The 16,896-nt window shown below is 36.5% G+C and carries 10 protein-coding genes and 9 pseudogenes; 3 read left to right on the top strand and 16 right to left on the bottom strand.

What is annotated here, in order from left to right:
* Positions 1-27 precede the first annotated feature (27 nt).
* The 4 genes and pseudogenes from AC01GB_RS08135 to gpt form a co-directional block, all read right to left on the bottom strand.
* A pseudogene (locus tag AC01GB_RS08135) lies at positions 28-144 on the bottom strand (glutamate 5-kinase); the annotation flags it as partial.
* A gap of 134 nt (positions 145-278) precedes the next feature.
* Positions 279-668 carry a sigma factor-binding protein Crl gene (crl, locus tag AC01GB_RS08130; RefSeq protein ID WP_474451409.1) on the bottom strand — a complete coding sequence of 130 codons (390 nt, stop codon included), beginning with the start codon at positions 666-668 and terminating at the stop codon, positions 279-281.
* A gap of 70 nt (positions 669-738) precedes the next feature.
* Positions 739-1,869 (bottom strand): annotated as a pseudogene (locus AC01GB_RS08125) (alpha/beta hydrolase).
* A gap of 108 nt (positions 1,870-1,977) precedes the next feature.
* Positions 1,978-2,439, bottom strand: coding sequence for a xanthine phosphoribosyltransferase (gpt, locus tag AC01GB_RS08120; RefSeq protein WP_474451407.1), 462 nt, complete (start codon positions 2,437-2,439; stop codon positions 1,978-1,980).
* A 240-nt stretch (positions 2,440-2,679) separates the two neighbouring features.
* Between gpt and AC01GB_RS08115 the strand changes: the two genes are divergently transcribed.
* Complete coding sequence (locus tag AC01GB_RS08115) at positions 2,680-4,140, top strand: aminoacyl-histidine dipeptidase (RefSeq protein WP_474451406.1); 1,461 nt, start codon at positions 2,680-2,682, stop codon at positions 4,138-4,140.
* A 30-nt stretch (positions 4,141-4,170) separates the two neighbouring features.
* On the opposite strand, the pseudogene dinB reads toward AC01GB_RS08115, so the two are convergent.
* From dinB to AC01GB_RS08100, 3 genes and pseudogenes are all read right to left on the bottom strand, one after another.
* A pseudogene (gene dinB / locus AC01GB_RS08110) lies at positions 4,171-5,223 on the bottom strand (DNA polymerase IV).
* Positions 5,224-5,389: 166 nt separating this feature from the next.
* Positions 5,390-5,602 (bottom strand): hypothetical protein, encoded by a 213-nt coding sequence (locus AC01GB_RS08105; protein ID WP_474451404.1) that lies wholly within the window; start codon positions 5,600-5,602, stop codon positions 5,390-5,392.
* A 112-nt stretch (positions 5,603-5,714) separates the two neighbouring features.
* Positions 5,715-6,422 (bottom strand): C45 family autoproteolytic acyltransferase/hydrolase, encoded by a 708-nt coding sequence (locus AC01GB_RS08100; protein WP_474451403.1) that lies wholly within the window; start codon positions 6,420-6,422, stop codon positions 5,715-5,717.
* 756 nt (positions 6,423-7,178) lie between these two features.
* Here AC01GB_RS08100 and AC01GB_RS08095 point away from each other — a divergent pair.
* Positions 7,179-8,047 (top strand): annotated as a pseudogene (locus AC01GB_RS08095) (glycerophosphodiester phosphodiesterase family protein).
* 56 nt (positions 8,048-8,103) lie between these two features.
* On the opposite strand, the gene nqrM reads toward AC01GB_RS08095, so the two are convergent.
* From nqrM to nqrA, 8 genes and pseudogenes are all read right to left on the bottom strand, one after another.
* Positions 8,104-8,331, bottom strand: coding sequence for a (Na+)-NQR maturation NqrM (gene nqrM, locus AC01GB_RS08090; protein WP_474451402.1), 228 nt, complete (start codon positions 8,329-8,331; stop codon positions 8,104-8,106).
* 10 nt (positions 8,332-8,341) lie between these two features.
* The gene (locus tag AC01GB_RS08085) at positions 8,342-9,373 is read right to left on the bottom strand and encodes an FAD:protein FMN transferase (protein WP_474451400.1); all 1,032 of its coding nucleotides are present in this window, start codon (positions 9,371-9,373) and stop codon (positions 8,342-8,344) included.
* A gap of 59 nt (positions 9,374-9,432) precedes the next feature.
* Positions 9,433-10,658, bottom strand: a pseudogene (gene nqrF / locus AC01GB_RS08080) (NADH:ubiquinone reductase (Na(+)-transporting) subunit F).
* Positions 10,659-10,673: 15 nt separating this feature from the next.
* A complete protein-coding gene (gene nqrE / locus AC01GB_RS08075) occupies positions 10,674-11,270 on the bottom strand; it encodes an NADH:ubiquinone reductase (Na(+)-transporting) subunit E (RefSeq protein ID WP_474451399.1) in 597 nt (198 codons plus the stop codon).
* A gap of 8 nt (positions 11,271-11,278) precedes the next feature.
* A pseudogene (locus AC01GB_RS08070) lies at positions 11,279-11,909 on the bottom strand (NADH:ubiquinone reductase (Na(+)-transporting) subunit D).
* On the bottom strand, positions 11,902-12,699 hold the full coding sequence (locus AC01GB_RS08065) for a Na(+)-translocating NADH-quinone reductase subunit C (RefSeq protein WP_474451398.1): 798 nt from the start codon (positions 12,697-12,699) through the stop codon (positions 11,902-11,904). The pseudogene AC01GB_RS08070 and the gene AC01GB_RS08065 overlap by 8 nt, the downstream one beginning before the upstream one ends.
* Positions 12,692-13,733: pseudogene (locus AC01GB_RS08060) on the bottom strand (NADH:ubiquinone reductase (Na(+)-transporting) subunit B). Before AC01GB_RS08060 ends, AC01GB_RS08065 begins: the two are co-directional and overlap by 8 nt.
* A 4-nt stretch (positions 13,734-13,737) precedes the next feature.
* Positions 13,738-14,921: pseudogene (gene nqrA / locus AC01GB_RS08055) on the bottom strand (NADH:ubiquinone reductase (Na(+)-transporting) subunit A).
* Positions 14,922-15,509: 588 nt separating this feature from the next.
* Between nqrA and AC01GB_RS08050 the strand changes: the two are divergent.
* Positions 15,510-15,698: a hypothetical protein gene (locus AC01GB_RS08050; RefSeq protein ID WP_474451397.1), complete on the top strand. Its 189-nt coding sequence runs from the start codon at positions 15,510-15,512 to the stop codon at positions 15,696-15,698.
* Between the two features lie 357 nt (positions 15,699-16,055).
* Here AC01GB_RS08050 and AC01GB_RS08045 read toward each other — a convergent pair.
* Positions 16,056-16,824, bottom strand: a pseudogene (locus tag AC01GB_RS08045) (class II glutamine amidotransferase).
* Between the last annotated feature and the right edge of the window lie 72 nt (positions 16,825-16,896).

The raw sequence follows: 16,896 nt of genomic DNA, 5'->3' as shown, positions 1-16,896 counted from the left end.
GACAATGATAATGTGGTGACCATTTTCATGCTGCTGTGCGCATTGTCGCACTAATTCAACAATACAATCCTGATCCAAACAACGCGATCCACCCGTTAATACACTTGTTCCTAATTTTATCACCAAAGTTTGGCTATTGTTCATCATGCTTCTGCCATTAACTCTCTATAACAATAAATATTTAGTCATCAGTTTTACCAAGTAAGAAGCGTTATGCCAACTTACATAACGCAATTTTAATGAAAAGTTAATTTTACAATAGTTGCCAACAATATAAGCTATATATTAATTGCAACCATTTTGGGGCAAGGGGTTAATGTTAATTCCAATGTATTAAGTGAATCACTTAAACGTTTGTGGAATTCTTGCAATGTCTCTTCAAGCGACTTGATAATATTTGATTTATTAATTTCGATATGCTGCCAATTACCCGCTTTATCAAACATACCTAATTTATAATGATATACAAATCCGTCAAGTTCTCGTCTTAATTCCAACCACCATCCCCAAAATTCACGCTTTTCTGGAGCAGTCTTTGCATTAACACAAATAGCAAGGCAGTCGAAAAAAAAGAGATCATCCTGACATTGAGATTCGCGGAGATAAGGTCCTAACCTGTCAAAATGCTTCAATAATTTACTTTTAGAATAATTTGAAGTTAAAGCCATAATAAGGATCTCCTTGTTGTTAAGCTACTTTTTTAGCAAATAAGGAAAAATAATCAAGTAATCACAACGATTATTCAATTTTGCTTTTCAGCCAACTCACTACTCTAGAAAGTGACTGATGAAAATTTTGATACAACGGCTTGGTTGGTAAAGTCAATAACTTACCGTCAATGGACGAACGTACGATAAGTTGTGCGTCTTCTTTAGGACTAAAAATATCATTTTGCCAGTTGACAGCCATAAACGGCACAGAACAGCGACGCCCTAATAATCCCTGTTTTTTTAGCGAATAACAACTTAGTTCTGAACGTAAAATAGCTTCATCTACCTGATAGAAACCTAATCGACTGGCAAAGAGATCAATATTCATTACCGGTATTTGATCCTGATATTTTTGTTCAGTAAGCAAGCTGTGGACGATGGGCCCTAAAACTGCAACACCTTTTAAGCGTTTGGGTTCTAAATAAGCTAAGCGAAGTGCACAATATTGGCACCAAAACGCAAACCAATTACACCTATTCGAGTATGATCGATCCATGGAATATTAGCTAATTGATTAAGTACCTGTTGATGCAGCGCGCTAGTATCCTGAGAAAGTTTATATTTAATAGGATAGCCAATTGATGGCATATCCAGGGTTAACATAGCAAAACCTTGCGGGGCCAGATAGTTGTTGAAAAGGCGGTAATAATCTAGTTGTAAACTATCTAATGTGCCACAAACTAAAATCGTGGGACACGGACCTTGGCTGGTATCCGGTAAATGTAAAAAACCAATCACCTCTTTTTTACCATCCGCTATTTTGAAAGAAATTGTTTTCAGTCGAAAATCGGTCAATTGCGCTGCATTTTCATAAGCTTTATTAGCTAATAACGGCGCTTGTTCGGCAAGATTATCACCTTTAAGATGAGGATATGCGGCAATACTATATAAATTAGTTGCCCGTAACCAAGCTTGGCGTGCTGCTATTTTTGTTGGCAATTCAAGTGCTTTTTTCTGCCAGCCCATTGTTGCCACGCCAAATCCATATTAGCCGGTTAAGCATACGATACCAACTAACATAACTCGTCCCTTCGAATGTTGAGCTATGCTTCAATAAATGCGTTTTAGGCACGCTATAAGTCACCAGAACAGAGGTCTCAGTTTGTTTCAATTTTGATTTAGGCTTAAACAGCTTTTCTGACAGATTTTTTTCACTCATATTGACTTTATTCAGTTAAAAACTTTAGCAATGAAAAAGGGATGCAATTAGCATCCCTATATCATATACTTTATTTCACGAATCAAAGCGAAATAAATAAAATAATTATTATTGTTCACAAAGCGGCTTAATAAAAACCTCTTTTTCCATATCCCAAGGTTGTTCTATCCAGTCATTTTGCGGTATATCAATAATATAATTATCAACTAATGGACGCCCAGCGGGTTTAGCAAAAATAGTCACAAAATAGCCTTTGGGATACATATCCCTGATAGCTTGCGCTGTCCCGCCAGTATCGACCAAATCGTCGACCACAATATAACCTTCACCATCACCGTCCACTCTCTTAATAACCTTAAGTTTTTTATGGCTATTATGGTCGTAACTTGAAATACAGACCGTATCAATATGGCGTAGACCCAATTCACGAGCAACAATAGCACTTGGAACAAGTCCTCCGCGGCTAACCGCAATAATGCCTTTCCATTGCTTGGCAGGTAGTAAGCATTGTGCCAAACTACGGGCATGCATTTGCAACATATCCCATGTTACGATGTATTTTTCACTCATAAAATTCTGAGCCCAACGGCTAGAGACAATTTTAGAAAAGCATATTAGTGGAAAAAATATTGCCCGAGATTATAGTGATTTGTAATAACAAAAACCAGAAATTAATTAATAATATCACAATTAACTAAAGGAATAGATGTTAGAAGGTGATATTCTGAATTAATAAAATAAATAATATTTACCAAGACTGCGGAATTAATTAGCAATCTTAATAATAAGGGTAGTAATAGGAGATAAAACGTGTCTGAACTTTCACAGCTTTCACCACAGCCGCTTTGGGATATTTTTGCACAAATTTGTGCAATTCCTCATCCATCTGGACATGAAGAAGCACTTGCTTCCTATATTATTCAATGGGCGGAGAGCAAAAAATTTAGCGTTGAACGCGATAAAGTCGGTAATATTCTTATTCGCAAACCGGCTACAGCCGGCTTGGAGAATCTTCGACCTGTCGTGCTTCAAGCCCATTTGGATATGGTGCCACAAAAAAACAGTGATACTCAGCACGATTTTACTCAGGATCCTATCCGTCCTTACGTAGATAATGAATGGGTGAAAGCGCAAGGTACCACATTAGGTGCAGATAATGGCATCGGTATGGCCTCTGCTTTAGCTGTACTGGATGATGAGCATGTTAAACATGGGCCAATAGAGGTTTTACTCACCATGACGGAAGAAACCGGCATGGTTGGTGCTTTTGGCATACAGCCAAATTGGCTACAAGCAGATATCCTGATCAATACCGATTCCGAAGAAGAAGGCGAAATCTACATGGGTTGTGCCGGCGGCGTTGATTTTACTACTACCTTTAAATTGGCAAGAGAAGCCATTCCAGCTAATCATATAATCTTCAAAATAACACTTAAAGGATTAACCGGTGGTCACTCGGGTGGTGATATTCATTTAGGATTAGCTAATGCGAATAAACTATTGGCGCGTTTTCTAGCTGGTCATGCCAGTGAATTACAATTAAAGCTCATTCATATTCAAGGGGGTAGCTTACGTAATGCGATCCCTCGTGAGAGTGAAGCAATTATTGCTGTGCCCATATCAGTAGCAGCTAATTTAGAAACCAGTAAAAATCACTATCTAGCGATGCTAAGATCTGAATTTGCCGCGCTTGAAAAAAACTTAGTCATTACCCTTGATGAGACAACAACAGAATTATTTGCGCTAACCGCAGATTGTCAATTTCGTTTATTACACTTTCTCAATGCTGCGCCTAACGGTGTTATTCGGATGAGTGACGACATCAAAGAGGTTGTTGAAACTTCACTCAATACCGGCGTTGTTAATATGGATGAAAAAAAGGCCGAAATTACTTTTTTAATTCGCTCATTAATTGAAACGGGCAAAGATTATGTTATTAACATGTTGACATCATTATCGATGCTTGCCGGTGCGGAATGTGAACATAAAGGCAGTTATCCTGGCTGGAAACCAAACCCGAAATCCCCGGTCATGGCACTTGTTAGCGATATCTATCAGCAACTATTTGGCAAAACACCTAAGATCATGGTGATCCATGCTGGTTTAGAATGTGGACTATTTAAAAAACCTTATCCTCAAATGGATATGGTTTCCATTGGGCCAACGATATATGGCGCCCACTCACCCGACGAGCGAGCTAACATTAAAAGTGTCGAGAAATACTGGCAACTGTTAACATCAGTACTTAAATCAATACCTGAAAAAGGTTAATAATTGTAGCAGGCTAAACTAGCCTGCTTTTCACCAGTTCAGTATTAACTGCTTTTCTATCTGTGGATTTTGTAAAGTGATATGTAGACCTACTAATCTAACACCGCGATCTGCTCGCCTCTGTTGCCAAATTTGCTGCGCTATTTGGATAAGATCACCTTTACTTAAAATCGGATAACTATGCTCTTGAGTCGTTAACTGAAAATCGGTAAATTTCATCTTAACGCCTTGACTTGCAATGCTAAGCTCCGGTTTAATTTTTGCTAATCGAGTCTCAAGTTCTGGATAAAGTCGTTCAATAATTTTCATACAGTCATCCCATTGATAAATATCCTTAGCAACAGTACGCTCTACCCCAACTGATTTAGGTAAACGCTCACTATTAATGCTACGTGGATCTACGCCATGACTAAGATCCCATAAAATTTGACCAAATTTACCTAATTCTTTCACTAATGTAATCAAATCAAATTGTTGAATATCGCCACAGGTCTCCAATCCCATTTTTGCAACCGCTGTGCCGTAACCTTACCAACACCAGGAATTTTTCTTAATGGTAATGGATAAATAAAATTGGCCACTTGATCAGGAGTAATAACATATTGCCCATTAGGTTTATTCATATCGGAAGCAATTTTAGCGAGAAATTTGACCGGTGCGATACCCGCTGATGCCGTAAGCGATAATTGATAGCTAATGCGCTGTCTAATCGCATTAGCTATCAAGGTTGCGGAACCGTGATAATGGGGACTATTTGTCACATCAAGATAAGCTTCATCTAAAGAAATAGGCTCAACCAATTGCGTAAAATCGAGCAGAATCTGCCGTATCTGCCATGATATTTCTTTATATAAAGACATGCGGCCAGGGATAATTCTCAATTGTGGGCAACGTTTAGGTGCTAAAGCTGTAGACATTACACTATGCACACCATAACGTCGAGCCATATAATTAGCTGTACAAATTACCCCACACCGATCCGCTCTACCGCCAATCGCTAGAGGAATATTGCGCAAAGAAGGATTGTCACGCATTTCTATAGCTGCATAAAAAATCCATATCAATATGGATAATTTTGTGCACAACCTTCTCCCAATAACACTGCTTAAATAAACAGTATAGTGATGATTTTATTAATCGTAAATAAAAAACTTTAAAGAAAATAACAACTCAATAATAGGATTATGACCATAAAATATTTTATTAAAATAATGTATTACTTTTTTAATATACTAAATAAATTTTGTTGCTAAAAAGAGCGGTAACCTGTTTGAGATAATTGATAAGGATTGCCTGCGGCATATTTTAATATACAATTTTTAGTATTAATACTAATTGTCAATAAAATTTCCCAACGCTCGGTATCAGGTTGCGAACTATCAGGTAAAAAACAAATTGGTGACTGCTCACCTTCGGGACCACACATTGCCGCAGCAGACTCTATAATGCCTTTATTTTTCATATCACTAGCGACTATTTTAAGATGCTCATAATGTTTATAAGTAGCATCATCAGTAGTGCGTTCCCCCGAAACTAATTCAGATGCCAGAAAATGATTAGTATGTAGTAACCAATCATTTTGTTGCGGATAAATGATCGCTGTCCGAAAATGGGCTTAACTCAATACTTACCGCTCTGCATCTTTCAGCACGATGGGAAAATATACTTAATACTGACGATGCACTCACTTGCGCAGAAAATGCTAAAGCGATGGCCTCTTCTATGGTTGTTGCTTCTTCTAATATTCGGCGAGCTACTGCATGTACAGGCACTCCACCAGAATCATTGTCGCTTATATGATGTAAGATATTAAAATGTAATCCTAATCCAGCGCTATTAACACCAATTTTACCTAACATGCCAAATTCGGTAAAAAGCTTAAATCGCATTCCTTTTTTATTCTGCAATTCAGTCAGTAATCCGCAAGGTGCTAAAACGTCATGCCAATCCCAAGTTTGTATAGTTTGTGGCATATTAGTATCAGGAGCTGCATAAATTGCGATAGAGCATTCACCTAAATATGACGTTGCTTTGGTTGATAAAATTTCAGTTCGTGCATTGAGACTTGCCAAATACCAAACGGGAAGATCTGCGCCAAGAGCCGTTGCTTCAATTTCACTTGCCAAATCTGGACACCAATACTCCAAGGCAGATAAGCTATTCTCGCCAATTTTTCTGACCTGATTGATAGTTATGCCAATACGAGAAAAAAATCTAAATATAGCATTACAATCTGTTTTATTTGTGTTGCCCAACATTCTCCAATCTGTTTCCCACGACAAAAAGGATCCTTTTCTGTCTTATTAAAGGTATAAATTTTCATAATTAACAGCCTTATTTAATTAATAATACAAAATAAATAATAATATTTACTATTATTTATTTAATTTAACTAATTCAACAATACTATTTTTCTATAATATACAACCCAATAAGTCCATCTAATACACTATAACTCTAATATCCTATTTTATATTAAGCTATAGACATTATCATTATTAAATCATTTTAAATTAAAAATAACAGATGATAAAATATATTTATTTTAATTATTTCCTCTATTATATTAAGGAATAATTTATCATGATAAAACTTTAATAATGTCACAAATGGAAATAATAAAATCCTTTTAATACAATAATATATAAAAAATTATATTAAAAGTTAAGATATATTAATATAATCTAATTGTAAAATAAAGATTGGACAGTTTATCTTTACTATTTTTTAAATAATATATAGTATTTAAATTTCATCTGATGGAATAAAAATTTACTATTAGAAGCATAAAAATACTTTTAAAAAATATGTTATTTTCATTTAAGAATATAAAAATTATCTGACAAGAAAATATTATTTAAGATTTAATTATAATTAAGAAATAAATAGTTTTATAACTAATATAACGTGAAGTTATATCATTAAATTTACGATAAAAAATAATAAAAATCTGCTATATTAATTTATATTTAATCTTCTACTTTAATAATAAAATTAATTTATAATATTTTTCATACACACAACTTATGGAGAAAATAATGCATAAAAATATGACAGCTGTACTGCTTTTGCTCTGTTCAGTTACTGCCTTAGCAAATTCACCGAAAATCGTTGCGCATCGTGGAGGAACTGCCGATGCGCCAGAAAATACCATTTCTGCCATTGCTCAGGCATTGAAAAACGGCGACGATAAAATATGGATCACCTTACAACTCTCCAGTGATAAAGTCCCCGTATTATATCGTCCATCTGATTTAAATACATTAACCAATAGAAGTGGCCCGGTTTCCTCTTACTCTGCGCAGCAGCTTATAAAGGCTGATGCCTGCTACCGTTTCGGTTCCCGTCATAACCATCTTTATTGTAATAAAGGAATAGTCATTCCGACCTTGAAGCAAGTACTGCAACAGTTTCCAGCGACCGATTTCTATATCGATCTAAAATCTCCCGATGCCGATCCTTACGAACAAGCAAAAGCAATTGAAAAAGTGTTAAAAGAAGAAAAAGCTTTTCGACGTACTCGCTTTTATTCCACCAACCAAGCTTTCTTGAATGCTTTATCTGATCATGTACAACGTTTTGAAAGTCGTGATGAAACGCGTGATATTCTGGCAAATATTACCATGAATCATCATTGTTTGATTGATAAAAAAGTTAATACTCAGCGCTGGTATGGACTGGAACTGCGACATAAAGTAGAAATTGTGGAAAATATACTCTTGGTGAAGCTCGATCATCCTCAGATTTAGTTTGGGTTCATGAAGCAATGAAATGTTTCCGCGCCAGCGGTGGTGCACATATCGTTTTATTTGGCATAAAAGATGAAGCTCATTATAAACTGGCTAAAGAGCTAGGTGCAGATGAAGTTATGGTCGATTCACCTAAATATTTTAAAGATATAAGATAATAAAAAAATCAAAATATTAATAATCTCGTTATTACTATTAATAACGAGATTTTTTATTAAATAATACGGTTGTTAATCTGCTGATGCTTTTGACGCTTTTCCATTGCTATACGTTTCTTGCGAAGCTCACATCGCTGCGGGCGATCACAAACTTTTTCAATGCCTATATTACTTAATCCAACACAACTTCCTTGAAGTTGCTTGCGTTTAATAATATAGCCAAGTGACATAGTAATAAAAGCAAGCAGGAAAAAAACCAAAGTAGCGATAAATATTTTTAACATAATAACTCCGCTACATTTTTTTTATTAAATAAGGTTTAAATGCTGAACTATAACGTTCTTCGAAACCTTTATTAGTCGTAACGACCATGAAAACCGGTAAATTTAAACGTTCAGCTAACTCCATTCCTTTTTCAGCCCCCAACACATTTAGGCCAGTAGATAAACCATCTGCCACCATGCAAGTCGGGGCGATAACAGTAATAGAAATCAAATTATGAATAATAGGTCTACCGGTCTTCAGATCAATCGTATGTGAATAATAAACTCCATCTTGTTCAAAATAATTACGATAGTCACCAGAGGTAGCAACTGACATATTTCCAGGCTCAATAATTTCTTGTACCGACTGTTCTAGCTCTTTATCCGAAGGTTTTTCAATCGCAATACGCCACGCTACACCTTTACCGTTATGGCCTTTGGTGCGGACTTCACCACCAATGTCGACCATATAATTATCAATATTTTGTGACTCTAAATATTCTGCTATAACATCAACGCCGTAACCCTTAGCGATAGCTGACAAATCTATATAGAGCTGAGGTATTTTTTTTATCAGGCTATTACCTCTAATCGCAAGTTTATCAATACCAATCCATTGCCGGCGCAACTGCAGCGTCTCTTCCGGTGGTGCTTTGGTTATCCTTCCTTCCGGGCCAAATCCCCATAAATTAACTAATGGTCCGATAGTAATATCGAGCGCACCATTGGTTAATTTATTAATATGAATCGCTTCTTTAATCACTGTCATCATGGCTAACGAAACAGGAAATGGCGTATTTACATGTTGAAATTGATTAAATTGGCTTAATTCAGATTTAGGGCGGTAAGTTGACATTTGATTGTTAACTTCTTCTAAACGGCTATCAATATCGTCACGCAATGTTTCCCAAAAAGGATGAGATGATTCACTAACATACTTAAAAACATAGTAAGTTCCCATCGTTTGCCCTTGAATACTCTTTTGCTCTGTCTCAAAACAACCACAAAGCATGAAAATAGTAGATAAGGCAATAATCCAATTGAATAATTTATTTTTTAGCATAAAATTTTTTAAGCATATTAAGTCCATGATGACAAAAAAAGTTAAAATACCGGAAACAATCAACCACCAAAATCATCTAATAAAATATTTTCATCTTCAATACCTAAATCTTTAAGCATCTTAATAACTGCGGCGTTCATCACAGGAGGACCACACATATAAAACTCACAATCCTCTGGCGCTGGGTGATCTTTCAAATAGTTTTCATATAAAACATTATGAATAAAGCCAGTATACCCCTTGCCAGTTATCTTCAGGTATTGCATCTGATAGCGCAACATGCCAGGTAAAATTTTCATTATCAGCAGCCAATTGATCAAAATCTTCAACATAAAATAATTCACGTTTTGAACGAGCCCCATACCAAAAACTGATTTTTCGTTTAGATTTTAAACGCTTTAATTGATCAAAAATATGTGACCGCATTGGTGCCATACCCGCACCACCACCAATAAAAATCATTTCCGCATTGGTTTCTTTAGCAAAAAACTCACCAAATGGCCCAGAAATAGTGACTTTGTTGCCTGGTTTTAATGACCAAATGTATGAAGACATAATACCCGGAGGTAAATCGGCAGCTTTCGGCGGAGGTGTTGCTATCCTGACATTTAACATAATTATCCCATGCTCTTCTGGATAATTTGCCATCGCATAAGCTCTTACTGTCTGCTGTTTTACTTCAGAGAAATAGCGAAATAAATTCAATTTATCCCAATCTTCACGATATTCATCAGGTACATAAAAATCAGCATAAGAAGCTCTATGTGGAGGACATTCGATCTGAATAAAGCCACCTGCCCGAAATGGGACAACTTCTCTTGCTGGAATTTTCAATTTTAATTCTTTAATGAAAGTCGATTTATTTTCATTCGAAATAACTTCACATTCCCATTTTTTTACACCAAAAATTTCCTCAGGTAATTCGATTTCCAGATCCTATTTTACATTAACCTGGCAAGCCAAACGACATCCAGCTCTAGCTTCACGCTTATTAATATGAGCAAGTTCAGTAGGCAGGGTAACCGCCACCATGCTTGATTGTCACCCGACATTGGCCACAAGAACCTCCACCACCACAGGCAGATGAAACAAAAATTCCCTGATTGGACAACATATTTAATAGCTTGTCACCTGCTGGCGCAGCAAAACTCTTTTCAGGGTCACCATTAACTTCAATTTTTACATCCCCTGTGTTTACTAACTTAGATTTGACAAATAAAATCATTGCCGTTAGAATTAACAAAATTAGGGTAAACATTACTACACCAAAAATAATAATATCCATGAATTATATTCACCCTTATAACTGTACACCGGAAAAAGACATAAAACCCAATGCCATCAAACCAGTAGTGACAAAGGTGATCCCTAAACCTTTTAAACCCGATGGGGTATCTGGATATTTCATTTTCTCACGAATAGATGCCAATAAAACAATGGCCGGCATCCATCCCAATCCTGAACCAAATCCATAAACAATAGATTCACTAAAATTATATTCGCGCTGAGCCATAAACGAGACACCACCAAAAATCGCACAATTAACGGTTATTAGTGGTAGAAAAATACCTAATGCGTTATAAAGGGCGGGAAAATAACGATCCAAAATCATTTCTAGAATTTGTACTAATGCGGCAATTACACAGATAAAAATAATGAAGTTTAAAAAACTTAAATCAACGCCTTCTATCAGGGCACCATCACGTAGAATGAAATTATAAACTAAATTATTCGCAGGTACTGAAATACCCAGAACAACAGTAACTGCAATTCCTAATCCAAAGGCTGTTTTGACATTTTTAGAAACCGCCAAAAATGTACACATCCCCAGAAAAAAGGCAAGAGCCATGTTTTCAATAAACACAGCTCGAACAAACAAGCTGATATAATGTTCCATTGCGTCAGTTACTCCTTTTCAACCTGTGAAGGTTTCAATGTGCGCAGTCCCCAAATCAACATACCTATGATGAAAAACGCGCTTGGTGCAAGCAGGAACAAGCCATTTGGCTGATACCAACCACCATTCTGAACCGATTGCAGAATAGTAATACCGAATAGTTTACCTGAACCAAATAGTTCTCTTAGAAAACCAACTAAAATTAAAATAGCACCATATCCCAAACCATTACCAATACCATCCATAAAACTTTCAATTGGTGGTGATTTCATTGCATAAGCTTCAGCACGTCCCATGACGATACAATTAGTAATAATTAAACCGACAAACACTGAAAGTTGCTTAGAAACTTCATAAGCGTAAGTCGCGCAGGATTTGATCTACAACGATAACTAAAGAAGCTATGATTGTAATTTGAGCAATAATTCGCACACTATTAGGAATATAATGACGGATCAATGAGATAAAAAAACTAGAAAAACCAGTGACTAAAGTCACAGCAATGGCCATCACCAGGGCGGTTTCTAATTTAGTCGTTACCGCCAAAGCCGAACAAACACCTAGAACTTGCAATGCAATAGGATTGTTATCCAATAAAGGTCCAATTAGCACGCGTTTAATCTCTTTACTATCAGCCATGATTTAACTCTCCTTTGCGTACTTTATTCAGGAATGGGCCAAAACCATTATTACCCAACCAGAAATCAAACATATTCTGGATACCGTTTGATGTCAGTGTTGCCCCTGATAGGCCATCGATACTAGAGGGACCATCTAATGCTCCACCACGCACAATTTTTATCGCCAGTTTCCCTTGTTGATTATAAAGTTTTTTACCAATCCATTGGGCGCGCCATTGTAAATTATCTACCTCTCTACCTAGACCTGGCGTTTCACCATGAGAATAATAAGTTATACCTCGTGATGTCGTTCCATCCATATCAACAGCGATAAAAGCATACATTACCGACCATAAACCAGAACTATAAACCGGTAATACCAGTGCGATGGTTTTTCCATTATCATCGTTGACTAAATAAATTTCTGCCGAGTTGGCTCTATAACGGATCTTAGCAACATTCTGTTCAGGAGATAATGCAATTCGGGTTTCATCATTACGTAGCTGACTGTTAAGATCGAAGTTGCCATTACTATTTGATATTTCAGTTGTGTTGAAATCCAAAATCTTAGCGCTAATACGAGTATTATAAAGAGATTGTATCTCTTCAGCTGACATTTTTGGTTTGAGTAAACCAGCAACATCAAGAATATTACGTTGCTTATCTAATAATTTTTGCGCTTGCTGTTTAGATTTCAAACCTACCGCTGCACCAGATACAACTACTGAACACACTAAACACAGAATAAATACCACAAGAAATGTTCTGCCGATGCTATCTTTTGGATTTTTTATTTTATTGTTAGCCACGAGCTTTTCTCCGTTTAATATTTGCCTGAACTACCAGATAATCAAACAGAGGCGCAAATAAGTTAGCAAACAAAATTGCCAACATCATCCCTTCCGGATAAGCAGGATTAATAACTCTGATGAGAACACACATTACACCGACAACGATACGCCATGAAGCTATTCGGCAAAAAATAATCAACGCTCCACCGATTAAGATCATTAATGTTGAAACTTCACCAATTGAGCCTGGAATATTGACCAAAAAAGCATCCATCCAGGTAACAGGCTTATGTGTCAAATTATTTATTAGTGCATGATCTCCGCCCCTAGCCCATTGAGATAATGGCGTAGCGCCAGAGTAACCATCTGTCGCAGTCCAAACTAAATCACCTGAAATTTGAGCTGGATAAGCAAAAAATAGAAATGCACGCCCAGCTAATGCTGGATTGAAAAAATTACGCCCAGTACCGCCAAAAATTTCTTTCGCCACAACAATACCAAACGTAATACCTAATGCCGCCTGCCAAAACGGTATAGTAGGCGGCCAATAAGGGCAAACAGAATAGAAGAGACAAAAAAGCCTTCGTTGATTTCATGACCACGGAACAGCGAAAATAATACCTCCCAAAAACCACCAACCAAAAAAACAACCATATAGATAGGTAAAAAATATACTGACCCAAGAAATATTTTACTTACCCAGCCTGCCACTGGAGTTAATGAAGCGCCCAAAAATTGAGCGACTCTATCGTGCCAATCAGAAACAAGGATCTTTTGCAACTCAGCTTCACTATGTAATTGATAAAGAGCTGGGATCGCTTGTGCGCCGCATTATACATGCCCCAAAACATGGCTGGAAAAACCGACAGCCAGACTAAAATCATCATTCGTTTTAGGTCAATACTATCACGAACATGGGAACTCCCATGTGTGATGGTTCCCGGAGTATAAAAAATAGTTGCCACAGCTTCATAGAGCACATAGTATTTTTCTAGTTTTCCACCGTGTTCAAAATGACGTTCATACTTTTCAAATAAATTTTTTAAGCCCATGTAGTTAACCTTCTTGCTCAATTCTGGCCAATACCTCACGTAGTACAGGACCATACTCATATTTGGCTGGGCATACATAGGTGCACAGCTCGAAATCTTCTTCATCCAGTTCCAAACAACCAAGTTGCTGTGAGCTGGCTAAATCACCAACAAGCAGATCTCGTAATAAATAAGCAATCATAATGTCAAGTGGCATAATACGTTCATAATTACCAATAGGAACCATAGAATGTTCACTACCATTGGTCGTCGTGGTGAAATTAAACTGTTTATTTTTCAGGAAATGGCCAAGTGTTGTACGGGTGATAGTAAACTTATTTATTCCAGGCGCAATTCAGCCAAATAACTCTTTTTCACGTCCTTCACTCAATACCGAAACTTGATTATGGAATCTTCCCAAATAACCCCGAGTATCATCACATTTATTGCCCCACAAGATTGACCCTGAAATAATCCTATTTTCGCCTATTTTTAGTTCACCATCAATTAACTCATAGAGATCAGCGCCTAAACAAGTACGAACTAAACGTGGCTTTTTAACTTGAGGCCCAGCAAGTGAGATAACGCGATCCGAATAAAGATGACCCGTTGTAAAAAGTTTACCAATCGCAATCACATCTTGATAATTTAAATGCCAAACAGTTTTCTCTATACTTACCGGCTCTAGAAAATGGATATGGGTACCGACTAACCCTGCAGGATGTGGTCCAATAAATTGCTTATAAATAATTTTTTCATTATCAGTTAATTTGGGCTAGTACCTGGCACTGGAGTATGGCTAAAAGGACGCGTTCGCAATGCTGTCCACAAACCTGACTGAAGTAAGTTAGCTTCTACTTGTTGATACGTTAATGTATCGATTTGATTATTATCATAGCGGTTAAATACGATTTGCTCATCGCCATTAATTTCAATAACAATAGATTGAAGAACTCGGCGTTCACCTCGATTGATTTTTATGATAGCGCCACAAGCCGGGCTGGTGAAAAATACGCCTGGATTTTTCTTATCTTCGAAAAGAATTTGCCCCTTTTTAACTTGCTCACCTTCCTTCACCAACATTGAAGGACGCATCCCTATATACTCTTCACCCAATACTGCTACATGATGAATAACAGGGCCATCCTCTACTACTTGAGCGGGCACTCCTGCAATCGGGAGGTCGAGTCCTTTTTTAATTTTAATCATAAGAATTGCACAAATTTATCAGTTAAACCCTAAGCTAACGGTTTCAAATGAAATCAGATAGCAACCAATAATCAAAAGGCTGTTGAATAATTGAAACAAGCCAGCTAATGAATATCCACTAATTAATTACAATTTACCTATTATTTTAACGCAGATGATTTTATCAGTTCCCTCACTTTCTGTCTGATAGAACAAGTGATTTAGTTCAAGCAAATAAGAATAAATTTTTTAATATATTGAGAACACTTCGCAAAAAGCGATCATTTAAATCATTTTTTTCGAAGAATGTCAGAATTTTTGGCAAAATAAGCCAAAAATGACAGGAGACAAAATTATTAATTTTTAATATAAAAAACTACAATACAAATATATGATTAATATTTGTGTATTTTTTTGTACAATACATCACTTTTGTATGGAAGCTTATGAAACTCTCTTTTTTTTATTAGCATAGGGATCTTTTCCCTGTCATTTTTTATCAATGATAGCTACTCAGCGACAAAGCTATATTACCCATTAGATAGCAGTAATAACGGCAAAAAATATTTAAATAATTCAATATTTATTCAAATTTTCAAAGAAGAAAGAGTGCTAGAACTCTATACTAAAAATGAAAAAGGCTTATTTTCACTATTTAAAAGTTATCCAATCTGTAATTTCTCTGGTGGATTAGGACCTAAGAAAAGACAAGGTGACTTAAAGAGTCCAGAAGGGTTTTATCGCATCACACGCTCACAATCAAAACCTGATAGCAAATATTATCGCGCTTTTATTTAGGTTTTCCCAATAAATACGACCAGACTCATAGCTATACTAGCGCTTATTTGATGGTACATGGTGGCTGTAAATCAATTGGCTGCTACGCGATGACTGATCGCTATATAAATGAAATCTATCGTTATGTGGAAAATGCATTACAAAATGGTCAATATATATCCATTTAAAATGACTTCTAACAATATGAATCGCCATCGTAATTCTTCACGTTACTATACCTTCTGGCGACAACTGCAACCCGCGTATGAATATTTTACTAAAACAAATCAATTGCCAGTAATTAATATTCAGCAAAGACAATACTTAGTAAACAAATTTCCTAACCATCAATCATCGCCAGCTACAGCAGATGAAAGGCTACAATATGCGCTTACCAAAATGGAATAAAACAAAACTTCCCGGCTGAATTCGGTGCCAATTCTCATTACCAGTTAAAGGCTTGGTGGCAATCACTGAGACTATATCAGTTGTTTGTGTATGTTGCTGAAAATTGATTTCAATATCATTATCAAGCAATTTTACCTTACCAAAAGGTGCTTTGCGGGTAAGCCAATGCAAATCAGTTGAGCAATAGGCCATCATATATTGTCCATCTGAAATCAACATATTAAGTACCCCCATCAATTTTAATTGATCAGCCAGTTTGGCAATAAACCGATATACAGTTAACCAGTTTGTCGGTTTTTTAGGGTATTTTTCTGTCAATTGATATAAAATCCAACAAAATACCCACTCACTATCCGTCTTTCCAATTGGCCGATAGTGCCCTACTGGTAATTTTTTATAACCCTCAAGTTGGCCGTTGTGTGCATAAGTCCAATTTCTGCCCCACAGTTCCCTGGTAAAAGGATGGGTATTTTCTAATAACACATCGCCCCGATTCGCCTGGCGAATATACGCAATAACTGCCTCTGATTTAATCGGGTACTCTTGCACAAAGCCTGCAACAGGCGATTGATAACATGGCTTGGGTTCTTTAAACGTTCGGCAACCTCGACCTTCATAAAAAGTGATCCCCCAACCATCTTTGTGTGGCCCAGTCTGACCTCCTCGCGGGATAAGACCATTTAAACTAAAATTAATATCTGTCCGGGACACTAGCACTCATACCAAGCAATTCACACATAATGCCTCCTTTATGTATGCCAGAATGAAATTTGCAAATCTAAGCATAATCAAGCTAACTAATCACATTTCT

The sequence above is a fragment of the Candidatus Arsenophonus phytopathogenicus genome (genome assembly GCF_056113345.1).
The sequence above is the reverse complement of the archived record's forward strand: the minus strand, read 5'-3'. Positions and strand labels throughout refer to the sequence as shown.

What these genes read in the sequence shown, in the direction of transcription:
- AC01GB_RS08105 (WP_474451404.1), bottom strand. Translation starts at nt 5,602, where the DNA reads ATGAAAAATAAAGGCATTATAGAGTCTGCTGCGGCAATGTGTGGTCCC.
- gpt (WP_474451407.1), bottom strand. Translation starts at nt 2,439, where the DNA reads ATGAGTGAAAAATACATCGTAACATGGGATATGTTGCAAATGCATGCC.
- crl (WP_474451409.1), bottom strand. Translation starts at nt 668, where the DNA reads ATGGCTTTAACTTCAAATTATTCTAAAAGTAAATTATTGAAGCATTTT.
- nqrM (WP_474451402.1), bottom strand. Translation starts at nt 8,331, where the DNA reads ATGTTAAAAATATTTATCGCTACTTTGGTTTTTTTCCTGCTTGCTTTT.
- nqrE (WP_474451399.1), bottom strand. Translation starts at nt 11,270, where the DNA reads ATGGAACATTATATCAGCTTGTTTGTTCGAGCTGTGTTTATTGAAAAC.
- AC01GB_RS08085 (WP_474451400.1), bottom strand. Translation starts at nt 9,373, where the DNA reads ATGCTAAAAAATAAATTATTCAATTGGATTATTGCCTTATCTACTATT.